The organism is Pseudoduganella sp. OTU4001 (assembly GCF_038440195.1).
In the GTDB taxonomy this organism is placed as follows: domain Bacteria; phylum Pseudomonadota; class Gammaproteobacteria; order Burkholderiales; family Burkholderiaceae_D; genus Rugamonas.
This window is the reverse complement of sequence record NZ_JASATG010000022.1, coordinates 24,665-39,349: the sequence shown is the minus strand read 5'-3', so window position 1 is coordinate 39,349 and position 14,685 is coordinate 24,665. Positions and strand designations below refer to the sequence as shown.

The 14,685-nt window shown below is 64.6% G+C and carries 13 protein-coding genes; 9 read left to right on the top strand and 4 right to left on the bottom strand.

Features of this window, described 5'->3' with window-relative positions:
* The first annotated feature begins 13 nt into the window (after nt 1-13).
* Complete coding sequence (gene ubiA / locus AAHE99_RS18580) at nt 14-868, top strand: 4-hydroxybenzoate octaprenyltransferase (RefSeq protein ID WP_342118875.1); 855 nt, start codon at nt 14-16, stop codon at nt 866-868.
* Nucleotides 869-914: 46 nt separating this feature from the next.
* The gene (locus tag AAHE99_RS18575; RefSeq protein WP_342118830.1) at nt 915-1,289 is read left to right on the top strand and encodes a DUF883 family protein; all 375 of its coding nucleotides are present in this window, start codon (nt 915-917) and stop codon (nt 1,287-1,289) included.
* Here AAHE99_RS18575 and AAHE99_RS18570 read toward each other — a convergent pair.
* Nucleotides 1,286-2,068 (bottom strand): substrate-binding periplasmic protein, encoded by a 783-nt coding sequence (locus tag AAHE99_RS18570; protein WP_342118829.1) that lies wholly within the window; start codon nt 2,066-2,068, stop codon nt 1,286-1,288. The genes AAHE99_RS18575 and AAHE99_RS18570 overlap by 4 nt on opposite strands.
* A gap of 145 nt (nt 2,069-2,213) precedes the next feature.
* Between AAHE99_RS18570 and AAHE99_RS18565 the strand changes: the two genes are divergently transcribed.
* The gene (locus AAHE99_RS18565; protein WP_342118828.1) at nt 2,214-3,197 is read left to right on the top strand and encodes a porin; all 984 of its coding nucleotides are present in this window, start codon (nt 2,214-2,216) and stop codon (nt 3,195-3,197) included.
* Nucleotides 3,198-3,205: 8 nt separating this feature from the next.
* The gene (locus AAHE99_RS18560) at nt 3,206-3,955 is read left to right on the top strand and encodes a substrate-binding periplasmic protein (protein WP_342118827.1); all 750 of its coding nucleotides are present in this window, start codon (nt 3,206-3,208) and stop codon (nt 3,953-3,955) included.
* Here AAHE99_RS18560 and AAHE99_RS18555 read toward each other — a convergent pair.
* Entirely contained in the window at nt 3,931-4,872 is a 942-nt protein-coding gene (locus AAHE99_RS18555; protein WP_342118826.1) for a GlxA family transcriptional regulator, read from the bottom strand. The two genes, AAHE99_RS18560 and AAHE99_RS18555, sit on opposite strands and share 25 nt — an antisense overlap.
* Before the next feature lie 167 nt (nt 4,873-5,039).
* Here AAHE99_RS18555 and AAHE99_RS18550 point away from each other — a divergent pair, with 167 nt between their 5' ends.
* The 4 genes from AAHE99_RS18550 (at nt 5,040) to AAHE99_RS18535 (ending at nt 12,036) form a co-directional block, all read left to right on the top strand.
* Entirely contained in the window at nt 5,040-6,287 is a 1,248-nt protein-coding gene (locus AAHE99_RS18550; protein WP_342118825.1) for a parallel beta-helix domain-containing protein, read from the top strand.
* Nucleotides 6,287-7,411, top strand: coding sequence for an SO2930 family diheme c-type cytochrome (locus tag AAHE99_RS18545; RefSeq protein ID WP_342118824.1), 1,125 nt, complete (start codon nt 6,287-6,289; stop codon nt 7,409-7,411). The genes AAHE99_RS18550 and AAHE99_RS18545 overlap by 1 nt, the downstream gene beginning before the upstream one ends.
* A 21-nt stretch (nt 7,412-7,432) precedes the next feature.
* Complete coding sequence (locus AAHE99_RS18540; RefSeq protein ID WP_342118823.1) at nt 7,433-9,826, top strand: TonB-dependent receptor; 2,394 nt, start codon at nt 7,433-7,435, stop codon at nt 9,824-9,826.
* Nucleotides 9,827-9,894: 68 nt separating this feature from the next.
* Nucleotides 9,895-12,036: an ATP-binding protein gene (locus tag AAHE99_RS18535; RefSeq protein WP_342118822.1), complete on the top strand. Its 2,142-nt coding sequence runs from the start codon at nt 9,895-9,897 to the stop codon at nt 12,034-12,036.
* Here AAHE99_RS18535 and proC read toward each other — a convergent pair.
* Together proC and AAHE99_RS18525 are read right to left on the bottom strand one after the other, a co-directional pair.
* Nucleotides 12,033-12,875 carry a pyrroline-5-carboxylate reductase gene (proC, locus tag AAHE99_RS18530; protein WP_342118821.1) on the bottom strand — a complete coding sequence of 281 codons (843 nt, stop codon included), beginning with the start codon at nt 12,873-12,875 and terminating at the stop codon, nt 12,033-12,035. The genes AAHE99_RS18535 and proC overlap by 4 nt on opposite strands.
* 3 nt (nt 12,876-12,878) lie before the next feature.
* Nucleotides 12,879-13,583: a YggS family pyridoxal phosphate-dependent enzyme gene (locus AAHE99_RS18525; protein WP_342118820.1), complete on the bottom strand. Its 705-nt coding sequence runs from the start codon at nt 13,581-13,583 to the stop codon at nt 12,879-12,881.
* Nucleotides 13,584-13,638: 55 nt separating this feature from the next.
* Here AAHE99_RS18525 and AAHE99_RS18520 point away from each other — a divergent pair, with 55 nt between their 5' ends.
* The gene (locus tag AAHE99_RS18520) at nt 13,639-14,682 is read left to right on the top strand and encodes a type IV pilus twitching motility protein PilT (protein WP_342118819.1); all 1,044 of its coding nucleotides are present in this window, start codon (nt 13,639-13,641) and stop codon (nt 14,680-14,682) included.
* Nucleotides 14,683-14,685 lie beyond the last annotated feature (3 nt).

The following is a 14,685-nucleotide window of genomic DNA, read 5'->3' as shown; positions in this document are numbered from 1 at the left end:
GACTACCCCACCCCTGAGCAAACTCGAACTGTATTTCCGCCTGGTGCGGCTGGACAAACCGATCGGCACGGTGCTGCTGCTGTGGCCGACCCTGTCGGCGCTGTGGCTGGCCTCGGGCGGCGTGCCGGACTGGCAGCTGCTGCTGATCTTCTCGCTCGGCACCTTCCTGATGCGCTCGGCTGGCTGCGCCGTCAACGATTACGCCGACCAGGACTTCGACAAGCACGTCAAACGCACCGCCGAACGCCCGATCACCAGCGGCCGCGTCAGCGGCAAGGAAGCGCTGGCCATCGCCGCCGGCCTGTCGCTGATCGCCTTTTTGCTGATCCAGCCGCTGAACGCCCTGGTCAAGCAACTGAGCGTGGCCGCGCTGGTCATCGCCGGCACCTACCCTTACTTCAAACGCTTCTTCGCCATCCCGCAAGCCTACCTCGGCATCGCGTTCGGCTTCGGCATGCCGATGGCTTTTGCCGCCGTGCAGGGCAGCGTGCCGGCCGTGGCCTGGCTGCTATTGCTGGGCAATGTGTTCTGGGCCGTGGCCTACGACACCGAATATGCCATGGTTGACCGCGACGACGACCTGAAGATCGGCATCAAGACTTCCGCTATCACTTTTGGCCGTTTGGACGTGGCGATCATCATGCTGTGCTACGGCGTGCACCTGGCGATCCTGCTGGCGGTGGGCCTTGAGTTCGGCCTGGGCTGGCCCTTCCTGGCCGGCCTCGCCGTGGCCGCCGGCTGCGCGGTTTACCACTACTTCCTGATCCGCGGCCGCGAGCGTGCGCCCTGCTTCGCCGCCTTCCGCCACAATAACTACCTCGGCGCCGCTATCTTCGCAGGCATTGTGCTCGACTACGCGCTGCGCTGACCTATACTGCATTTATCTGAGTGCTGTTCACTGACACGAGGCGATCATGGACCAGACACCCCAAGCTGCAAAACCCAACGGCGGCGGCGTTGCCAACGGCAAGAGCCATAGCCACAACGAAAGTACCGAAGCGCGCGAACGCCTGATGGGCGATCTCAAGCAGGCGGTGCAGGATGCCGAAACCTGGCTGCGCAATGCTGCCACAGCCAATTCCGAAGACCTCGGCATGGTCAAGGCCAAGTTCGAGGACACGCTGCGCACCGCCAAGCGCGATCTGCTGAAGCTGGAAGACAGCGTGCTGGCCAGAGGCAAGATGGCGGCCCAGGCCACCGACCACTATGTGCACGACAACCCGTGGAAGGCGGTGGCCGCCGGTGCTGCCATCGGCGTAATCGTTGGGATGCTGATTTCGCGCCGCTAGCGTCCGTTGCCGCCGGCGTCGCCAATCCGGTAGCCGGCGCGCAAGCGCTGCAGCATGCCCTGCTCGCGCTGCAGGAAGCGGTTGAACTGCTCCACCACCTGCTTGCAGCGCAAGGTCGACAGGCGGAAGTCCGAACGCGCGTGCGGCAGCGAAGGATCGAACACCAGGCCGCCGGCCGTTTTCAGCTCGCCTGCCAGCATGTGGTTGGCGACATCCACGTTGACGTAAACCGCGTCCAGGTGGCCGGCCAGGCCAAGGCGCAGCAGGCTATCCGTGCTGTTCGACGTCGTCAGTTCGAGCGCGCGGCTGTCGATCGCCGCCTGGTAGGGCCAGGGCGTGAAGCCGAGCACCGTGCCAAGGGTATGCAGGGCGGACAGCGGCTTGCCGCGCCGGTCCGGCAGCACCATCGCGCCCTCTTCCGTCGATACCACCACCTCGCTGTAGGCGACCGGCAGCCCGCCGCGCAACTCCTCGCGCCATTTGGGATTATCCGGATATTTGAAGTCCAGCGTGCGCTCCGTCAGGAAACGGCTGTACAGGCGGTTGATCGGCAAGGGCACATAATCGAAGGTGTAACCATGCTGGGCCGCGAAGGCGTCGAGTACCTCGCGCGCATAGCCGCCATAGCGGTTGTTGCCGTCCACCGTATGCAAGGGCATGTATTGCAGCTTCTCCACCCCAACGCTGAAGCGGGCGCCATGGCCCGTTTCGCAACGCTGCGCCCACGCCGAGGCACAGCTCAGCGACAGGGCGAGGCAGATGATCGGGCGGATGCGCATCGGGCCAGCATAGCCAAATCCATGGATGCAAGCAATCCCGCCAGCCGCCCCTGTAGTGAATGCAGGACACCGGCCCACCCCAGCATTGCATCGCCGCGCACTCAGGCGTAAAACATAGCTTTAGACCCGATAAGAGGCGGTGCTCATGAAACGGCTGGCTATAGCAGTCCTGGCATTGGCCAGCGGCGCACACGCCGCCTGGGCCCAGCAAGGCGTGACCGTCTATGGCGTGGCTGACCTGGGCGTGGTGCGCGATACCGATTCGGGCATCACCACCATGAAAGTGGACAGCGGGCTGCAAACGGCATCGCGCCTGGGCTTCAAAGGCAATGAAGCGCTGGGCGGTGGCATGAGCGCCAGCTTCGTCATCGAATCGCAGATCGAGGCCGACACCGGCACCCCGTCCTTCGGCAGCAAGGTCTTCGGCAGCCAGGTCTGGGTCGGCCTGTCCGGCCCGCTCGGCGCGGTCAAGCTGGGCCGCATGTTCACGCCTTACTTTGGCGCCATCGCCACCAACGATCCTTTCGATGCCAAAGGACCGGGTGAAGCGACGCGCCTGTTCCAGGATTCCGGCGTGCGCATGGACAACACCATCAAATTCTCGCTGCCGCCGTCGCTCGGCGGTTTCTACGCAGACCTGGCCTATGGCTTTGGCGAATCGGGCGTCGGCCACAGCGCGAACCGTCAGGTCAGCATGGACGCCGGTTATGCCGCTGGTCCACTCAACGCGGTACTGGCTTACCACCAGACCAACGATGGCCAGGGCCGCAAACTGGTGCGCAGCGTGCTTGCCGGCGGCAACTACGATTTCGGCAAGGTGCGCGGCTGGCTGCTGGTAGCGCGCAACCGCAACGGCAGCACGCTCGACACACGCGACTACCTGCTGGGACTCACTTTCCCGTTCGGCATGAACACTCTGGCCGCCACCTATGTGCGCAAACAGGACCAGCTGCAGTCCAACGCCGACGCGCGGCAACTGGCGCTGGGCTATTACTACACGCTGTCGAAGCGCACCAACACCTACCTCATCGCGTCCGACCTGCGCAACGACGCGCTGGCACACTACCAGGCCACGCGCCTTGGCGGCGACCGGCGCCTGCTGGCCTGCGGCATGCGCCACCAATTCTGAGGCACACCATGAGCCTGGCCGCCCAACTCAAACTCGCCGCCGTGCTGGCCTTGCTGGCGCAGGCCGCACTGGCGGTCGAAGTGACAATGGCCTTTGGCGAAAAGATCCCGCCCTTCTGTTTTCCGGAAACCGATTCCGGCATCGAGCTGGAAGTGATGCGGGAAGCGCTGGCTTTCCGCGGCCATGTGCTGAAACCGCGCTACTACTCGTTTGCCCGCATCCCGGTCGCCTTCAAGGCCGGCGAAGTGGATGCCGCCATGACCGACCTGGGCGAGGACATGTCGGCCTGGGGTGCGCATTACGGCAACCCGGCAGTGTTCTACGACAATGTCTTCATCACGCTGAAAGAGCGCAAGCTGCATATCACCAAACCGGAAGACTTGCAGGGCCTGACCGTGATTTCCTTTGTCGGCGCCGCCAAGCGCTACCCCGAGTGGCTCGATCCGGTGCGCAAAGGCGGCCGCTATTACGAGCAGAATGACCAGGCCTTGCAAGTCCTGACGCTGGACCGCGGCCGCTACGACGTGGTGCTCAGCGACCGCAATATCTTCAAGTATTTTACGCTGCAGCTGAAGCTGAATAAATCCTTCCATCCCAAGCCCATCACCGAGCATGCCTTCGTCAAGTTGAATCCCATGGATTACCGTCCCGTGTTCCGCGACCCCATGATCCGCGACGATTTCAACGCCGGCTTACGGCACCTGAAAGACAGCGGCCGTTTCCAGGCCATCTATCAGAAATACCTGGCCGGCGATTGAGCGCTGATGGCGCGGTAGGCTGCCGGCGACATGTCGAATTGCTGGCTGAAGGCCCGCCGCAGCATGGCCTCGCTGCGAAAGCCCGATTGCAGCGCCACCTGCAGCAGCGAAAGTCCCGGCCGGACCAGCAGCTCCTTGGCGTATTCACTGCGGCAGCGGGCAATGTAGATATGCGGCGGCATGCCCACCGCCTGCTGGAAGCGGCGTGAGAAATTGCGCACGCTCATGGCGCTGCGCTGCGCCGCGCCCTCCACGGTCAGGTCCTGTTTGAAGCAGCGTTCAATGTATTCCTGCGCCTGGCGGATGCGCTGGTCGCCGTGCTGCTTGAGTACCGTATTGCGGATCGCCACGCGTTCATAATTGGGCTGGGTCACCGTGTTGGTGTAGCGGCCGAATTTGTGCGCCGCCGCTTCGCCGTAGAAATGGCCGACCAGATAGCTGCACGCGTCCAGGCAGGGATTGACCGAACCGGCGGTGATGATGCGGCCATCGATCAGCAGCGGCGCATCGGGCGTAAATCGCACCTCGGGATAGTGGTGGGCGAACACGCGCTGGTCGGACAGGTTGCCGGTCACCTCGCGGCCATCGAGCAAACCCGCTTCGGCCAGCAGGCGCACGCCGCCCGCCATGCCCACCATCAGCGCGCCGGACGCATGCACCTGCTGCAGCCAGCCCGCCAGCGCGGGCGACAGCGGACTGCGGGTGGCCAGCGGCAGGTAGAACGGCGGCACGATCACAACCTGCGGCGCGGTCATTTCGGCCAGGGTCAGCTCCGGCTGCAAGGCGGGGCCAGTGAAGGAGCGCACCGGCGCTTGGTGCTCCGCCACCAGCCGCACGCGGAACAGTTCCGACGCCTGCAAATCCGCATTGCGCGCATGCAACGTGCCGGCGATGGCAAAGCCTTCCCGCGCCAGCAAGGCCAAGCCTCCCCAGCAATCGTTTCCCACATAGATGGCAACTGTAACCGGCGCTTTCATTCTGGCCGATACTAGCACCGCATTTGGCCGATCCTGGACATAACAGTTTAATATCGGACAGATATACTGGCTGCGCTGCTGCATCCCTACAACAGTCAGGAGAATGTATGTTGAAAGCCATCGGCGCCCTTGCGCTGTGCGGCCTGCTGTCGGCCTGTACCAAAACCACGCCCTCCATGCCGGCGCCAGCTTCGGCGGCCGACATCGCTTTCCAGAAACAGCTCCAGGAGCAATTGCTCGACGCCAAACCCGGCTCGGTGATTGAAATCCCAGCGGGCAAGTACAAATTTACCAGCGGCTTGCAGTTGCGGGCCGACGGCGTGACGATACGCGGCGCCGGGATGGACAAGACCGTCCTCTCCTTCAAACCGCAAATCACCGGGCCGGAGGGCTTGCTGGTCTACGGTAACAATTTCACCATCGAAGGCCTGACCATTGAGGATTCCAAGGGCGATGGGCTGAAGATCAACGACGGCGACCACATCACCATCCGCAGCGTGAAGGTGCAATGGACCGGCGGCTCCAAGGTGACCAATGGCGCCTACGGCATTTACCCGGTCAAGACCAAAAATGTGCTGATCGAGGATTGCGTGGCGATTGCCGCGTCCGACGCCGGCATCTACGTCGGCCAGTCGCAGAACGTGGTGGTGCGCAATTCGCGCGCCGAAGCCAATGTGGCCGGCATCGAGATCGAGAACACCATCAACGCCGACGTGTACGACAACGTGGCCACCAACAATACCGGCGGCATCCTGGTGTTCAATATGCCCAACCTCCAGCAGCCTGGCCACAGCACCCGCGTGTTCAAGAACAAGGTCGAGAACAACAACCTGGGCAACTTCGCCGCCAAGGGCACCGCCGTGGCCAGCGTACCGGCCGGTTCGGGCGTGGTGATCAACTCCAATTCCAAGGTGGAGATCTTCGACAACGACATCGCCAACAACAAGACCGCCAACGTGATCATTTCCAGCTACCACTCGACCGGCTACTTCACCGAGAAAGGCGTGGCCAAGGATTACGATCCGTATCCAAAGGCGATCTACGTCTACGGCAACCGCTTCAAGGGCGGCGGCGATTCGCCGGACGGCCTGGACCTGGTGGCGCTCAAGGTGGCGCTGTACGGCCTGTCCGGCCACCTGCCCGACGTGCTGTGGGACGGCTATGCCGACAATGCCTTGGCCAAGAATGGCGTGATGCCGGCCGAGGCGCGCATCTGCGTGCAGGACGGCGCGGAAGTATTGAACGCCGATGGCCCCAACAAGTACAAGAACCCGAAAGCCGATTCGGCGCCGCACCGCTGCCAGCTGGCCAAACTGCCGCCGGTCACCATCCCTCAACTCAGCTCGCAATCCTGATGATGTTTGACGTCCTTGCTTTCCGCCCCCTGCGGGCGGTTGGCATGGCTGCGTGCGCGCTCGTCCTCGCGTCGTGCGCCCGCAGCCCTGCCCCGCCTGCCGAACCTGTGAACTTCATCGCCGAAGGCCGCCCCGAAAAACTCAGCGCCTGGCGCCTCATGGCCGCCAGCGAAGGCCAGCTGATGCTGAACAAGGAAGTTCTGCCCTACACCCTGAATACGCCGCTGTTCAGCGACTACGCGCACAAGCTGCGCACGGTATGGATGCCGAAAGGCGTGTCGGCAAATTATAACGCCGATACCGCCTTCGACTTCCCGGTCGGCACCATCATCAGCAAGACCTTCTACTATCCGCGCGAAGGCAGCAGCCAAGTCGTGCAAGCCACCGACGACAAGGGCGACACCAGCCAGCTAGATCTGAGCAAGGTGCGGCTGATGGAAACCCGCCTGCTGGTGCGCCGCGCCGAAGGCTGGATCGCCCTGCCCTATGTCTGGAATGAACAGCAGACCGAGGCCGAGCTGAAACGCACCGGCGACCAGATCCCGATGGAGATGGTGTCGGCGCAGGGCAAGCAGCGCTTCACTTATGTGGTGCCGAACGTGAACCAGTGCGCCTCCTGCCACGTGGCCGACCTGAAGAGCAAGAAGTTCGAACCGCTCGGCCTGAAGGCGCGCCACATCAACCTCGATGGGCAGCTGGAAAAGCTGGCCCAGGCAGGCTACCTGTCCGGCGCACCGTCCGCCGCCGAAGCGCCGCGCAACGCCGACTGGCGCGACAAGGGCGCCACCGTCGACGCGCGCGCCCGCGCCTATCTCGATATCAATTGCGCCCACTGCCACAACAAGAAGGGCACGGCCAACACCACGGCGCTGCACCTCGAAATCGGCGCGCCGGCCAACCAGCACCTGGGCCTGTGCAAGCCGCCGGTGGCGGCGGGCGCCGGCACCGGCGGCAACTCTTTCGGCATCAATCCGGGCAAACCGGACGACTCGATCTTCGTGTTCCGCCTCAAGTCGACCGAGACGGGCGTGATGATGCCGGAGCTGGGACGCACCACCTCGCACCGCGAAGGCGTGGAACTGATCCGCGAATGGATCGGTGCGATGAACGAAAGCTGCAACTAATAAAAACCGAGGGGAGACCGCATGAAGCTTCGCAAGAAAGTCCTGTCGTCCAGCATTTCCAGCGCGCTGCTCGTCTGCAGCGGCGCCGCCATCGCCGCCGACCCGGCGCCGAAAGAGGAAACCCATGTGGTGGTGGTCACCGCCCAGAACCGCACGCAGCAGGCGCAGGACGTGCCGATCGCGCTGCAGATCATCGGCGCCGACCAGATCGACAAGCTGGCCGCCCCCAACCTGGCCGAAATGGACGGCTACATCCCCGGCCTGTCAGTCAGCGCCGAGCAGCCGACCCAGCCCTCGATGTCGCTGCGCGGCATCGGCACCGGCGACTTCGGCATCGGCACCGACGCGCCGGTCGGCATGTATATCGATGGCGTGTATGCCGGCAAGACCGGCGGCGCGGTGATGAACTTCAACGACGTGCAGCGCATCGAAGTGCTGAAGGGCCCGCAGGGCACCCTGTTCGGACGCAACAGCGCCGGCGGCGCCATTTCGGTGGTGACGCGCGAACCGGGACGCGAGAACGAGCTGGAAGCGCGCCTGCGCTACGGCAAATACCAGACGCGCAATGTGGAGCTGCTGGCCAATGCGCCGCTGTCCGACAGCACCGCCCTGCGCATCAGCGCCGTGCACCATGGCAGCGACGGCTTCCTGAAAGACGCAAAAACCGGCGCCTCGCTGCAGCACGGCACCGACAGCGGCGTGCGCGCCACCCTGCGCTGGGACGCCCCGGCGCGCGCCAAGGTGCTGCTGTCGGTCGAAGCGGAAAAGCTCGACCATATGGCGCGTCCCGCCATCGGCCTGATTGCCGGCGTGCCGGCGGTGCCGGCCAATCCGGCCAACTACCTCGACCCGCGCACGGCGCCGGTCTTCAACGACGCCATCAACAATGGCGAAACGCGCGACTTCCACGGCGGCACGCTGCGCATCGAAGTGCCGCTGGGCTGGGCCACCTTCAATTCCACCAGCGCCATGCGCCGCTTCGACTCGCGCAACCGCCAGGACAACGATGGCACCAACCGCATCACGCACTACGTCGATACTGAGAACGCGGAGCGCAACCGCAGCTGGCAGCAGGAATTCCGCCTGTCCGGCAATACCGGCATGGCCGACTGGGTGACGGGCCTGAGCTTCTATCACGAGAAAGCCAACCAGACCAGCCAGGTCAACACCAACACCAATACGCTCGACACCATCTTCGGCAACGTCGCCGGCATGCCGGTCTTCAGCCTGCTGGAAGGCGCCGGCGCCATGGCCGGCATCCCGGCCGGCCTGCTCGGCAACTCGTGGCAGGAGAACATGCATGTGGCGGGCCGCTACAAGGCCAGCGCCATCTACGGCGACGTGATCTGGCACCTGGCGCCCAGGCTGAACCTGACCACCGGCGTGCGCTATACCAGGGACGACAAGCGCTTCAGCTGGTATAGCCCAACGCGCAGCGCCAATGCGCTCGATAGCTCGCTCCAGCGCCTGCAGGGCCTGGGCTTCTTCGATGCCCTGGTTGGCATGGGCGCCATTTCCGAAATGGAGATGATGATGGCGCTGGGCGCCATGACCCAGAACATCGAGTTCACCAGCGCCGGCGCCACCGCCAAGCCGCTGGAGAAGCGCAACAAGTGGAACGACACCAGCCCGCGCGCGGTGCTGGACTACAAGCTCAATGAGGACATGATGGTCTACGGCTCGATCGCCAAGGGCTACCAGTCGGGCGGCTTCAACGCGCTGCAGGTCAATGCCACCTACGAGCCGGAGAAAGTGTGGAACTACGAAGTGGGCATGAAGAACTACTACCGCCAGTACAAGCTGCTGGTGAATGCCTCGCTCTACCACTACAAGTTCAGCAACCTGCAGTCGCTGGCGCTGGTAAACAACGGCTCGGCGATCCCGACTTACCAGGTCACCAGCAGCGACCAGGAGGCGCAAGGCCTGGACTTCGAAGCGCGCTGGCAGCCGATGCGCGACCTGCGCCTGAACCTGAGCGCCGCCTACATCGACCAGACCTACAAGACCTTCACCACCAGCGATGGCGTCAAGCTCGATGGCCAGCCGGTCGGCACGCCGAAGTGGACCAGCGCCTTCGGCGCCGACTACTGGGTGCGCGACGTGGCCGGCGGCGACCTGAATTTCACGCTGCAGCATGCCTATAGCGGCGCCACCCGCTGCAATGCCGACGCGCTGCAAGGCGCCTGCCTGGTCACGCCGCGCTTCCGTGTCGGCAGCTCCACCCAGCGCACCGACTTGCGCGCCGGTTATGAAGCAGCCAGCCACAAGTGGGCTGCGGCGTTGTTCGTCAACAACGTGTTCGACAAGCGTTATGTGACCGGGATTGGCAACACTACCGCCAGCGTACTTGGGACACCCTATGCGTCGGTCAACCGCCCGCGCCAGGTAGGGCTTGAACTGCGCGTCAATATGTAAGAAAAGGCGATGTAATCCTGGATAGTCGCGGTGTTAGAATCGACTTTTTGTCGTTTAACTTCCGTTGCATGCCAGATAACATTGCCGCCCGTTTTGGCGCCCTGCGCGCAGCCAATGCCGAGCACATCAGCGCCTGGCGCCGCAGCCTGCTCAACGGGCTGTGCGCGGCATCGTGCTATCTGGGACTGCTATTCGGCCTGCCCAGTGTCTGGTACAGCGCGGCGTGCGGACTGTGGGGCCTGGCGGCCGCCGACCTGCTCGGCGTAGTCGCCGTGGCGCTGCTGCACATGCGCCGCGGCATCGCCTACCGCTACCGGGCGACGATTTTCCTGGCCGTGGTCTACCTGATCGCGGTGGCCTTGCTGTTCACGCTGGGCGCGATGACCCAGATCTACCTGCTGGCCGTGCCGGTGCTGTGCACTGTGCTGATGGGCAGCCGCGCCGCAACGCTGGCACTGGGCGCCTGCAGCGCCACCCTGTTCCTGGCCGGCTACTTCGGCGGCATCCCGCATGGCCTGGCCGCCGAAAGCGGACCGCCCCTGCTGCATTGGACCATCCTGTCCACCAACTTCCTGCTGGTGGCGTCGCTGCTGGTGGTGTCCTGCGCCTTCCTGCTGCATGGCCTGGAAGGTGCGCTGGAGCGCCAGCGCGCGGCCCACGCCAAGCTGGAATCCCAGCTCGCCGCGCTGCGCCAGTCGATGGCGGCGCAAAAGGCGGCGGAAGAATCCAACGAACAAAAGAGCGAGTTCCTGGCCATGATCAGCCACGAGGTGCGCACCCCGCTGGGTGGCGTGATCGGCATGCTGCGCCTGGCGAAAAAGGATGCCAGCCTGTCGCCCGACACCCGCAACAAGCTGCGCATCAGCCTGGGCAACGCGGAAGTGCTGCTGCATATCATTAACGACATCCTCGATTTTTCGCGCCTGGAAGCGGGCAAGATGCCGTTCGAGACTATCGACTTCGACTTGCCGGCACTGCTCAATGACGTCGTGGTGCTGCTGGCCGACCGCGCCGAGACCAAGGGTATTTCGCTGGTGGCCGAACTGCCGCCCGATTTGCCGCAATGGTGGCAGGGCGATCCGGTGCGCCTGCGCCAGGTGGTCATGAACCTGGTCGGCAACGGCGTCAAATTCACCGAACACGGCGAAGTGCGCTTGAGCGCCGCCGTCGCGCCCGAAGGCGGCATCCTGCTGCAGGTGCGCGACAGCGGCATCGGCATCGACGGCGAAGCCATGCAGCGCCTGTTCCGCAAGTTCGAGCAGGCCAACAGCGCGACCGCGCGCAAATACGGCGGCGCCGGCCTGGGCCTGGCGATCTGCAAAAACATCGTCGACACCCTGGGCGGCAGCATCGACGTCCAGAGTACGCCCGGCGCGGGCAGCACATTCACCGTGCGCCTGCCGCTGCCGGCGGGCCAGCCGGCCTTGCTGCCGACGGCAGGAAGCCGTACCCCGCACGCTGCCAGCCTGTCCATCCTGTGCGCCGAAGACGGCAGCACCAACCAGATCATCCTGCGCGAACTGCTGGCCGATATGGGCCACTCGGTGGTGATCGCGGAGGACGGGGTGGCGGCGCTGGCGCGGCTGGCCGAATACGATTTCGACATGGTGGTCATGGACAGCCGCATGCCGCGCATGGATGGCATTGCCGCCCTGCGCCATTTGCGCGCCGGTGAATATGGCGTGCGCAACCCGGCGATTCCGGTGATTGCGCTGACGGCCAATGCGGCCGACGACGAGCGCCGGCGCTTCATGGCGGCGGGCGCCAATGGTTTCCTGCCCAAGCCTATCGACGAGGCCAGCCTGCATGCGGAAATCGGCCGCCAGATCGAACTGCTGCCGCGCGCCGGGGCGCCTGCGCTGGCTGAACTGGACCGGATGTTTGGCCTGGCCGCTGCATCCGCCCCGCTGTATGTGCCTGGCGCAGCGGCGCGCGCGGCGTTCCTGCGCGAGGGCCCGCGCCTGCTGGCGGCGATCCGCGCCAGCCTGGACGCCGGCGATGCCGCTGGCGTCAGCCTGAACGCCCACAGCCTGCTGGGCGGCGCCGGCTATTTCAATGCCGCCGCGCTCAGCGCCTTGTGCAGCCGGATTGAGAAAATGGCCGATAGCGGACAGACCGCCGCTGTGGCGCCGCTGCTGGAGCAGCTGGCGGCCGAGCTGGATGCCGCCATGGCGGCCATGGCCGACGCGCCCGCCGCCGAAGCGGCTTAAGCGGCGGCGCCGAGCTGCTCGCCGAGTTCCTTGCCGCGCGCGGCGGCGGCTTTCACGGCAGCGATAATGGCGGCTTTCACGCCGCTGGCCTCCATGCTGGTCAGCGCAGCATAAGTAGTACCGCCCTTCGAGGTCACCTTCTCGCGCAGCAGCGGCACCGGATCGGGCGACTGCAGCGCCAGTTGCGCCGCACCGGTGAACGTGGCCATGGCCAGCTGCCTGCCCTGCTCAGCCGTCAGGCCCAGCTCCTCGGCCGCCTGCTGCATCGCCTCGATGAAATAGAACACATAGGCCGGGCCGCTGCCCGACACCGCCGTCACCGCATCGATCTTCGATTCATCGTCCAGCCAGACGGTGGCGCCCACCGCACGCAGGATCTGGTCGGCCGCCTCGCGCTGCGCTGCCGTCACGCCGGCCGACGCCACCATGCCCGTCACCCCCATGCCGATCAGCGCCGGCGTATTCGGCATGGTACGCACGATGGCCTGGTAGCCGCCCAGCCAGCGCGCCAGGTCGGCCGCGCGGATGCCGGCCGCAATCGACAGCACCAGCGGCGCGCGTCCCGCCGCCTGCGCCGCCTGCAGCCGCGGCAACAGCTGCTGCGTCACCTCGTGCATCACCTGCGGCTTGACCGCCAGCACCAGCACCTCGGCTTCGGCCACGGCCGCGCCATCGGCCACCGACGCCGCCACCGTCACGCCGTACTGGCGCTGCAGCGCCTCCAGCGAAGCCGGGTTCGGGTCGACCACATGGATATTGGCGCCCGGGGTCAGCTTGCCGGCCAGGCCGGCGATCAGGGCAGCGGCCATATTGCCGCCGCCAACAAATGCAATCTTCATCACTTATCCTTTGTTGTATTGGCGTGCACCAAAGATGGCGCTGCCCACGCGCACGATGGTGGCGCCCTCATGGATCGCCGCCCGCATGTCGGCCGACATGCCCATCGACAGCGTATCGAGCGCCACGCCCTCGGCGCGCAGCTGTTCGTACAGTTCACGCAGCACGCGGAAAGCCGCGCGCTGCTGTTCAAAGTCCTGCGCCGGCTCGGGGATGGCCATCAAGCCGCGCAGTTGCAGGCGCGGCAGCGTGGCCACGGTACGGGCCAGCGCCAGCGCCTCGGCGGGAAGAACGCCACTTTTGCTGGCCTCCCCGCTGGTATTCACCTGGATGCAGACTTGCAGCGGATGCAGCGCGGCGGGGCGCTGCTCGGACAGGCGCTGCGCAATCTTTTCGCGCTCAATCGTGTGCACCCAATCGAAGTTTTCCGCTATAAGACGCGTCTTGTTGCTCTGGATCGGACCGATGAAATGCCACTCCAGCGGCGTGCAGCCGCGCCGCGCCACCTCGTGGATCTTGTCCACGCCTTCCTGCACATAGTTCTCGCCAAACGCGCGCTGCCCGGCCAGCACAGCCTCCAGCACGGCCTGCGCCGGAAAGGTCTTGGAAACGGCCAGCAGCTGGACTTCGCCAGGACTGCGTTGGGCTTCTTGTGCGGCAACGTTAATTACTTCAGTAACAACTTGCAAGTTGTGGGCTATTGTGGACATAATCGAATGAGACAGGGCCAAGGCTTTTGGCTATCAAAAAGCACAGGGATTATAAATGGACATTTCCGAACTTCTCGCATTCTCCGTCAAGAACAAGGCATCGGACCTGCACCTGTCTGCAGGCCTGCCGCCAATGATCCGCGTGCACGGCGACGTGCGCCGCATCAACCTGCCGCCGCTGGAGCACAAGGACGTGCACGGCATGATCTATGACATCATGAACGACGGCCAGCGCAAGGCGTACGAAGAAATGCTGGAATGCGACTTCTCCTTCGCCATTCCGGGCCTGGCGCGCTTCCGCGTCAACGCCTACAACCAGGAGCGCGGCGCCGCTGCCGTGCTGCGTACCATTCCATCGAAGATCCTGTCGCTGGAAGAACTGAACGCGCCGAAAATCTTCGCCGAATTCGCGATGAAGCCACGCGGCCTGGTGCTGGTGACCGGCCCGACCGGCTCCGGCAAATCGACCACGCTGGCAGCGATGATCAACCATCTCAACGAAAACGAGTATGGCCACATCCTGACCATCGAAGACCCGATCGAATTCGTGCACGAATCGAAGAAGTGCCTGATCAACCAGCGCGAAGTGGGCCCGCACACGCTGTCCTTCAACAACGCGCTGCGCTCGGCGCTGCGGGAAGACCCGGACGCCATCCTGGTCGGCGAATTGCGCGACCTGGAAACCATCCGCCTGGCGCTGTCGGCGGCGGAAACCGGCCACCTGGTGTTCGGCACCCTGCACACCTCCTCGGCGGCCAAGACCATCGACCGTATCATCGACGTCTTCCCGGCGGAGGAAAAAGAAATGGTGCGCGCCATGCTGTCCGAATCGCTGCAGGCCGTCATTTCGCAAACCCTGCTCAAGACCAAGGACGGCTCCGGCCGCGTGGCGGCACACGAAATCATGGTCGGCACGCCGGCCATCCGCAACCTGATCCGCGAAGCCAAGATCGCGCAGATGTATTCCGCGATCCAGACCGGCAACAACGTCGGCATGCAGACGCTGGACCAGAACCTGACGGACCTGATCCGCCGCAACCTGATCTCCTCGGCCGCAGCCCGTTCCGCCGCCAAGATCCCAGACAACTTCCCAGGCTGATTG

What these genes read in the sequence shown, in the direction of transcription:
- AAHE99_RS18575 (WP_342118830.1), top strand. Translation starts at nt 915, where the DNA reads ATGGACCAGACACCCCAAGCTGCAAAACCCAACGGCGGCGGCGTTGCC.
- AAHE99_RS18520 (WP_342118819.1), top strand. Translation starts at nt 13,639, where the DNA reads ATGGACATTTCCGAACTTCTCGCATTCTCCGTCAAGAACAAGGCATCG.
- AAHE99_RS18540 (WP_342118823.1), top strand. Translation starts at nt 7,433, where the DNA reads ATGAAGCTTCGCAAGAAAGTCCTGTCGTCCAGCATTTCCAGCGCGCTG.
- AAHE99_RS18525 (WP_342118820.1), bottom strand. Translation starts at nt 13,583, where the DNA reads ATGTCCACAATAGCCCACAACTTGCAAGTTGTTACTGAAGTAATTAAC.
- AAHE99_RS18550 (WP_342118825.1), top strand. Translation starts at nt 5,040, where the DNA reads ATGTTGAAAGCCATCGGCGCCCTTGCGCTGTGCGGCCTGCTGTCGGCC.
- AAHE99_RS18535 (WP_342118822.1), top strand. Translation starts at nt 9,895, where the DNA reads ATGCCAGATAACATTGCCGCCCGTTTTGGCGCCCTGCGCGCAGCCAAT.
- proC (WP_342118821.1), bottom strand. Translation starts at nt 12,875, where the DNA reads ATGAAGATTGCATTTGTTGGCGGCGGCAATATGGCCGCTGCCCTGATC.
- AAHE99_RS18570 (WP_342118829.1), bottom strand. Translation starts at nt 2,068, where the DNA reads ATGCGCATCCGCCCGATCATCTGCCTCGCCCTGTCGCTGAGCTGTGCC.
- AAHE99_RS18565 (WP_342118828.1), top strand. Translation starts at nt 2,214, where the DNA reads ATGAAACGGCTGGCTATAGCAGTCCTGGCATTGGCCAGCGGCGCACAC.
- AAHE99_RS18545 (WP_342118824.1), top strand. Translation starts at nt 6,287, where the DNA reads ATGATGTTTGACGTCCTTGCTTTCCGCCCCCTGCGGGCGGTTGGCATG.
- AAHE99_RS18560 (WP_342118827.1), top strand. Translation starts at nt 3,206, where the DNA reads ATGAGCCTGGCCGCCCAACTCAAACTCGCCGCCGTGCTGGCCTTGCTG.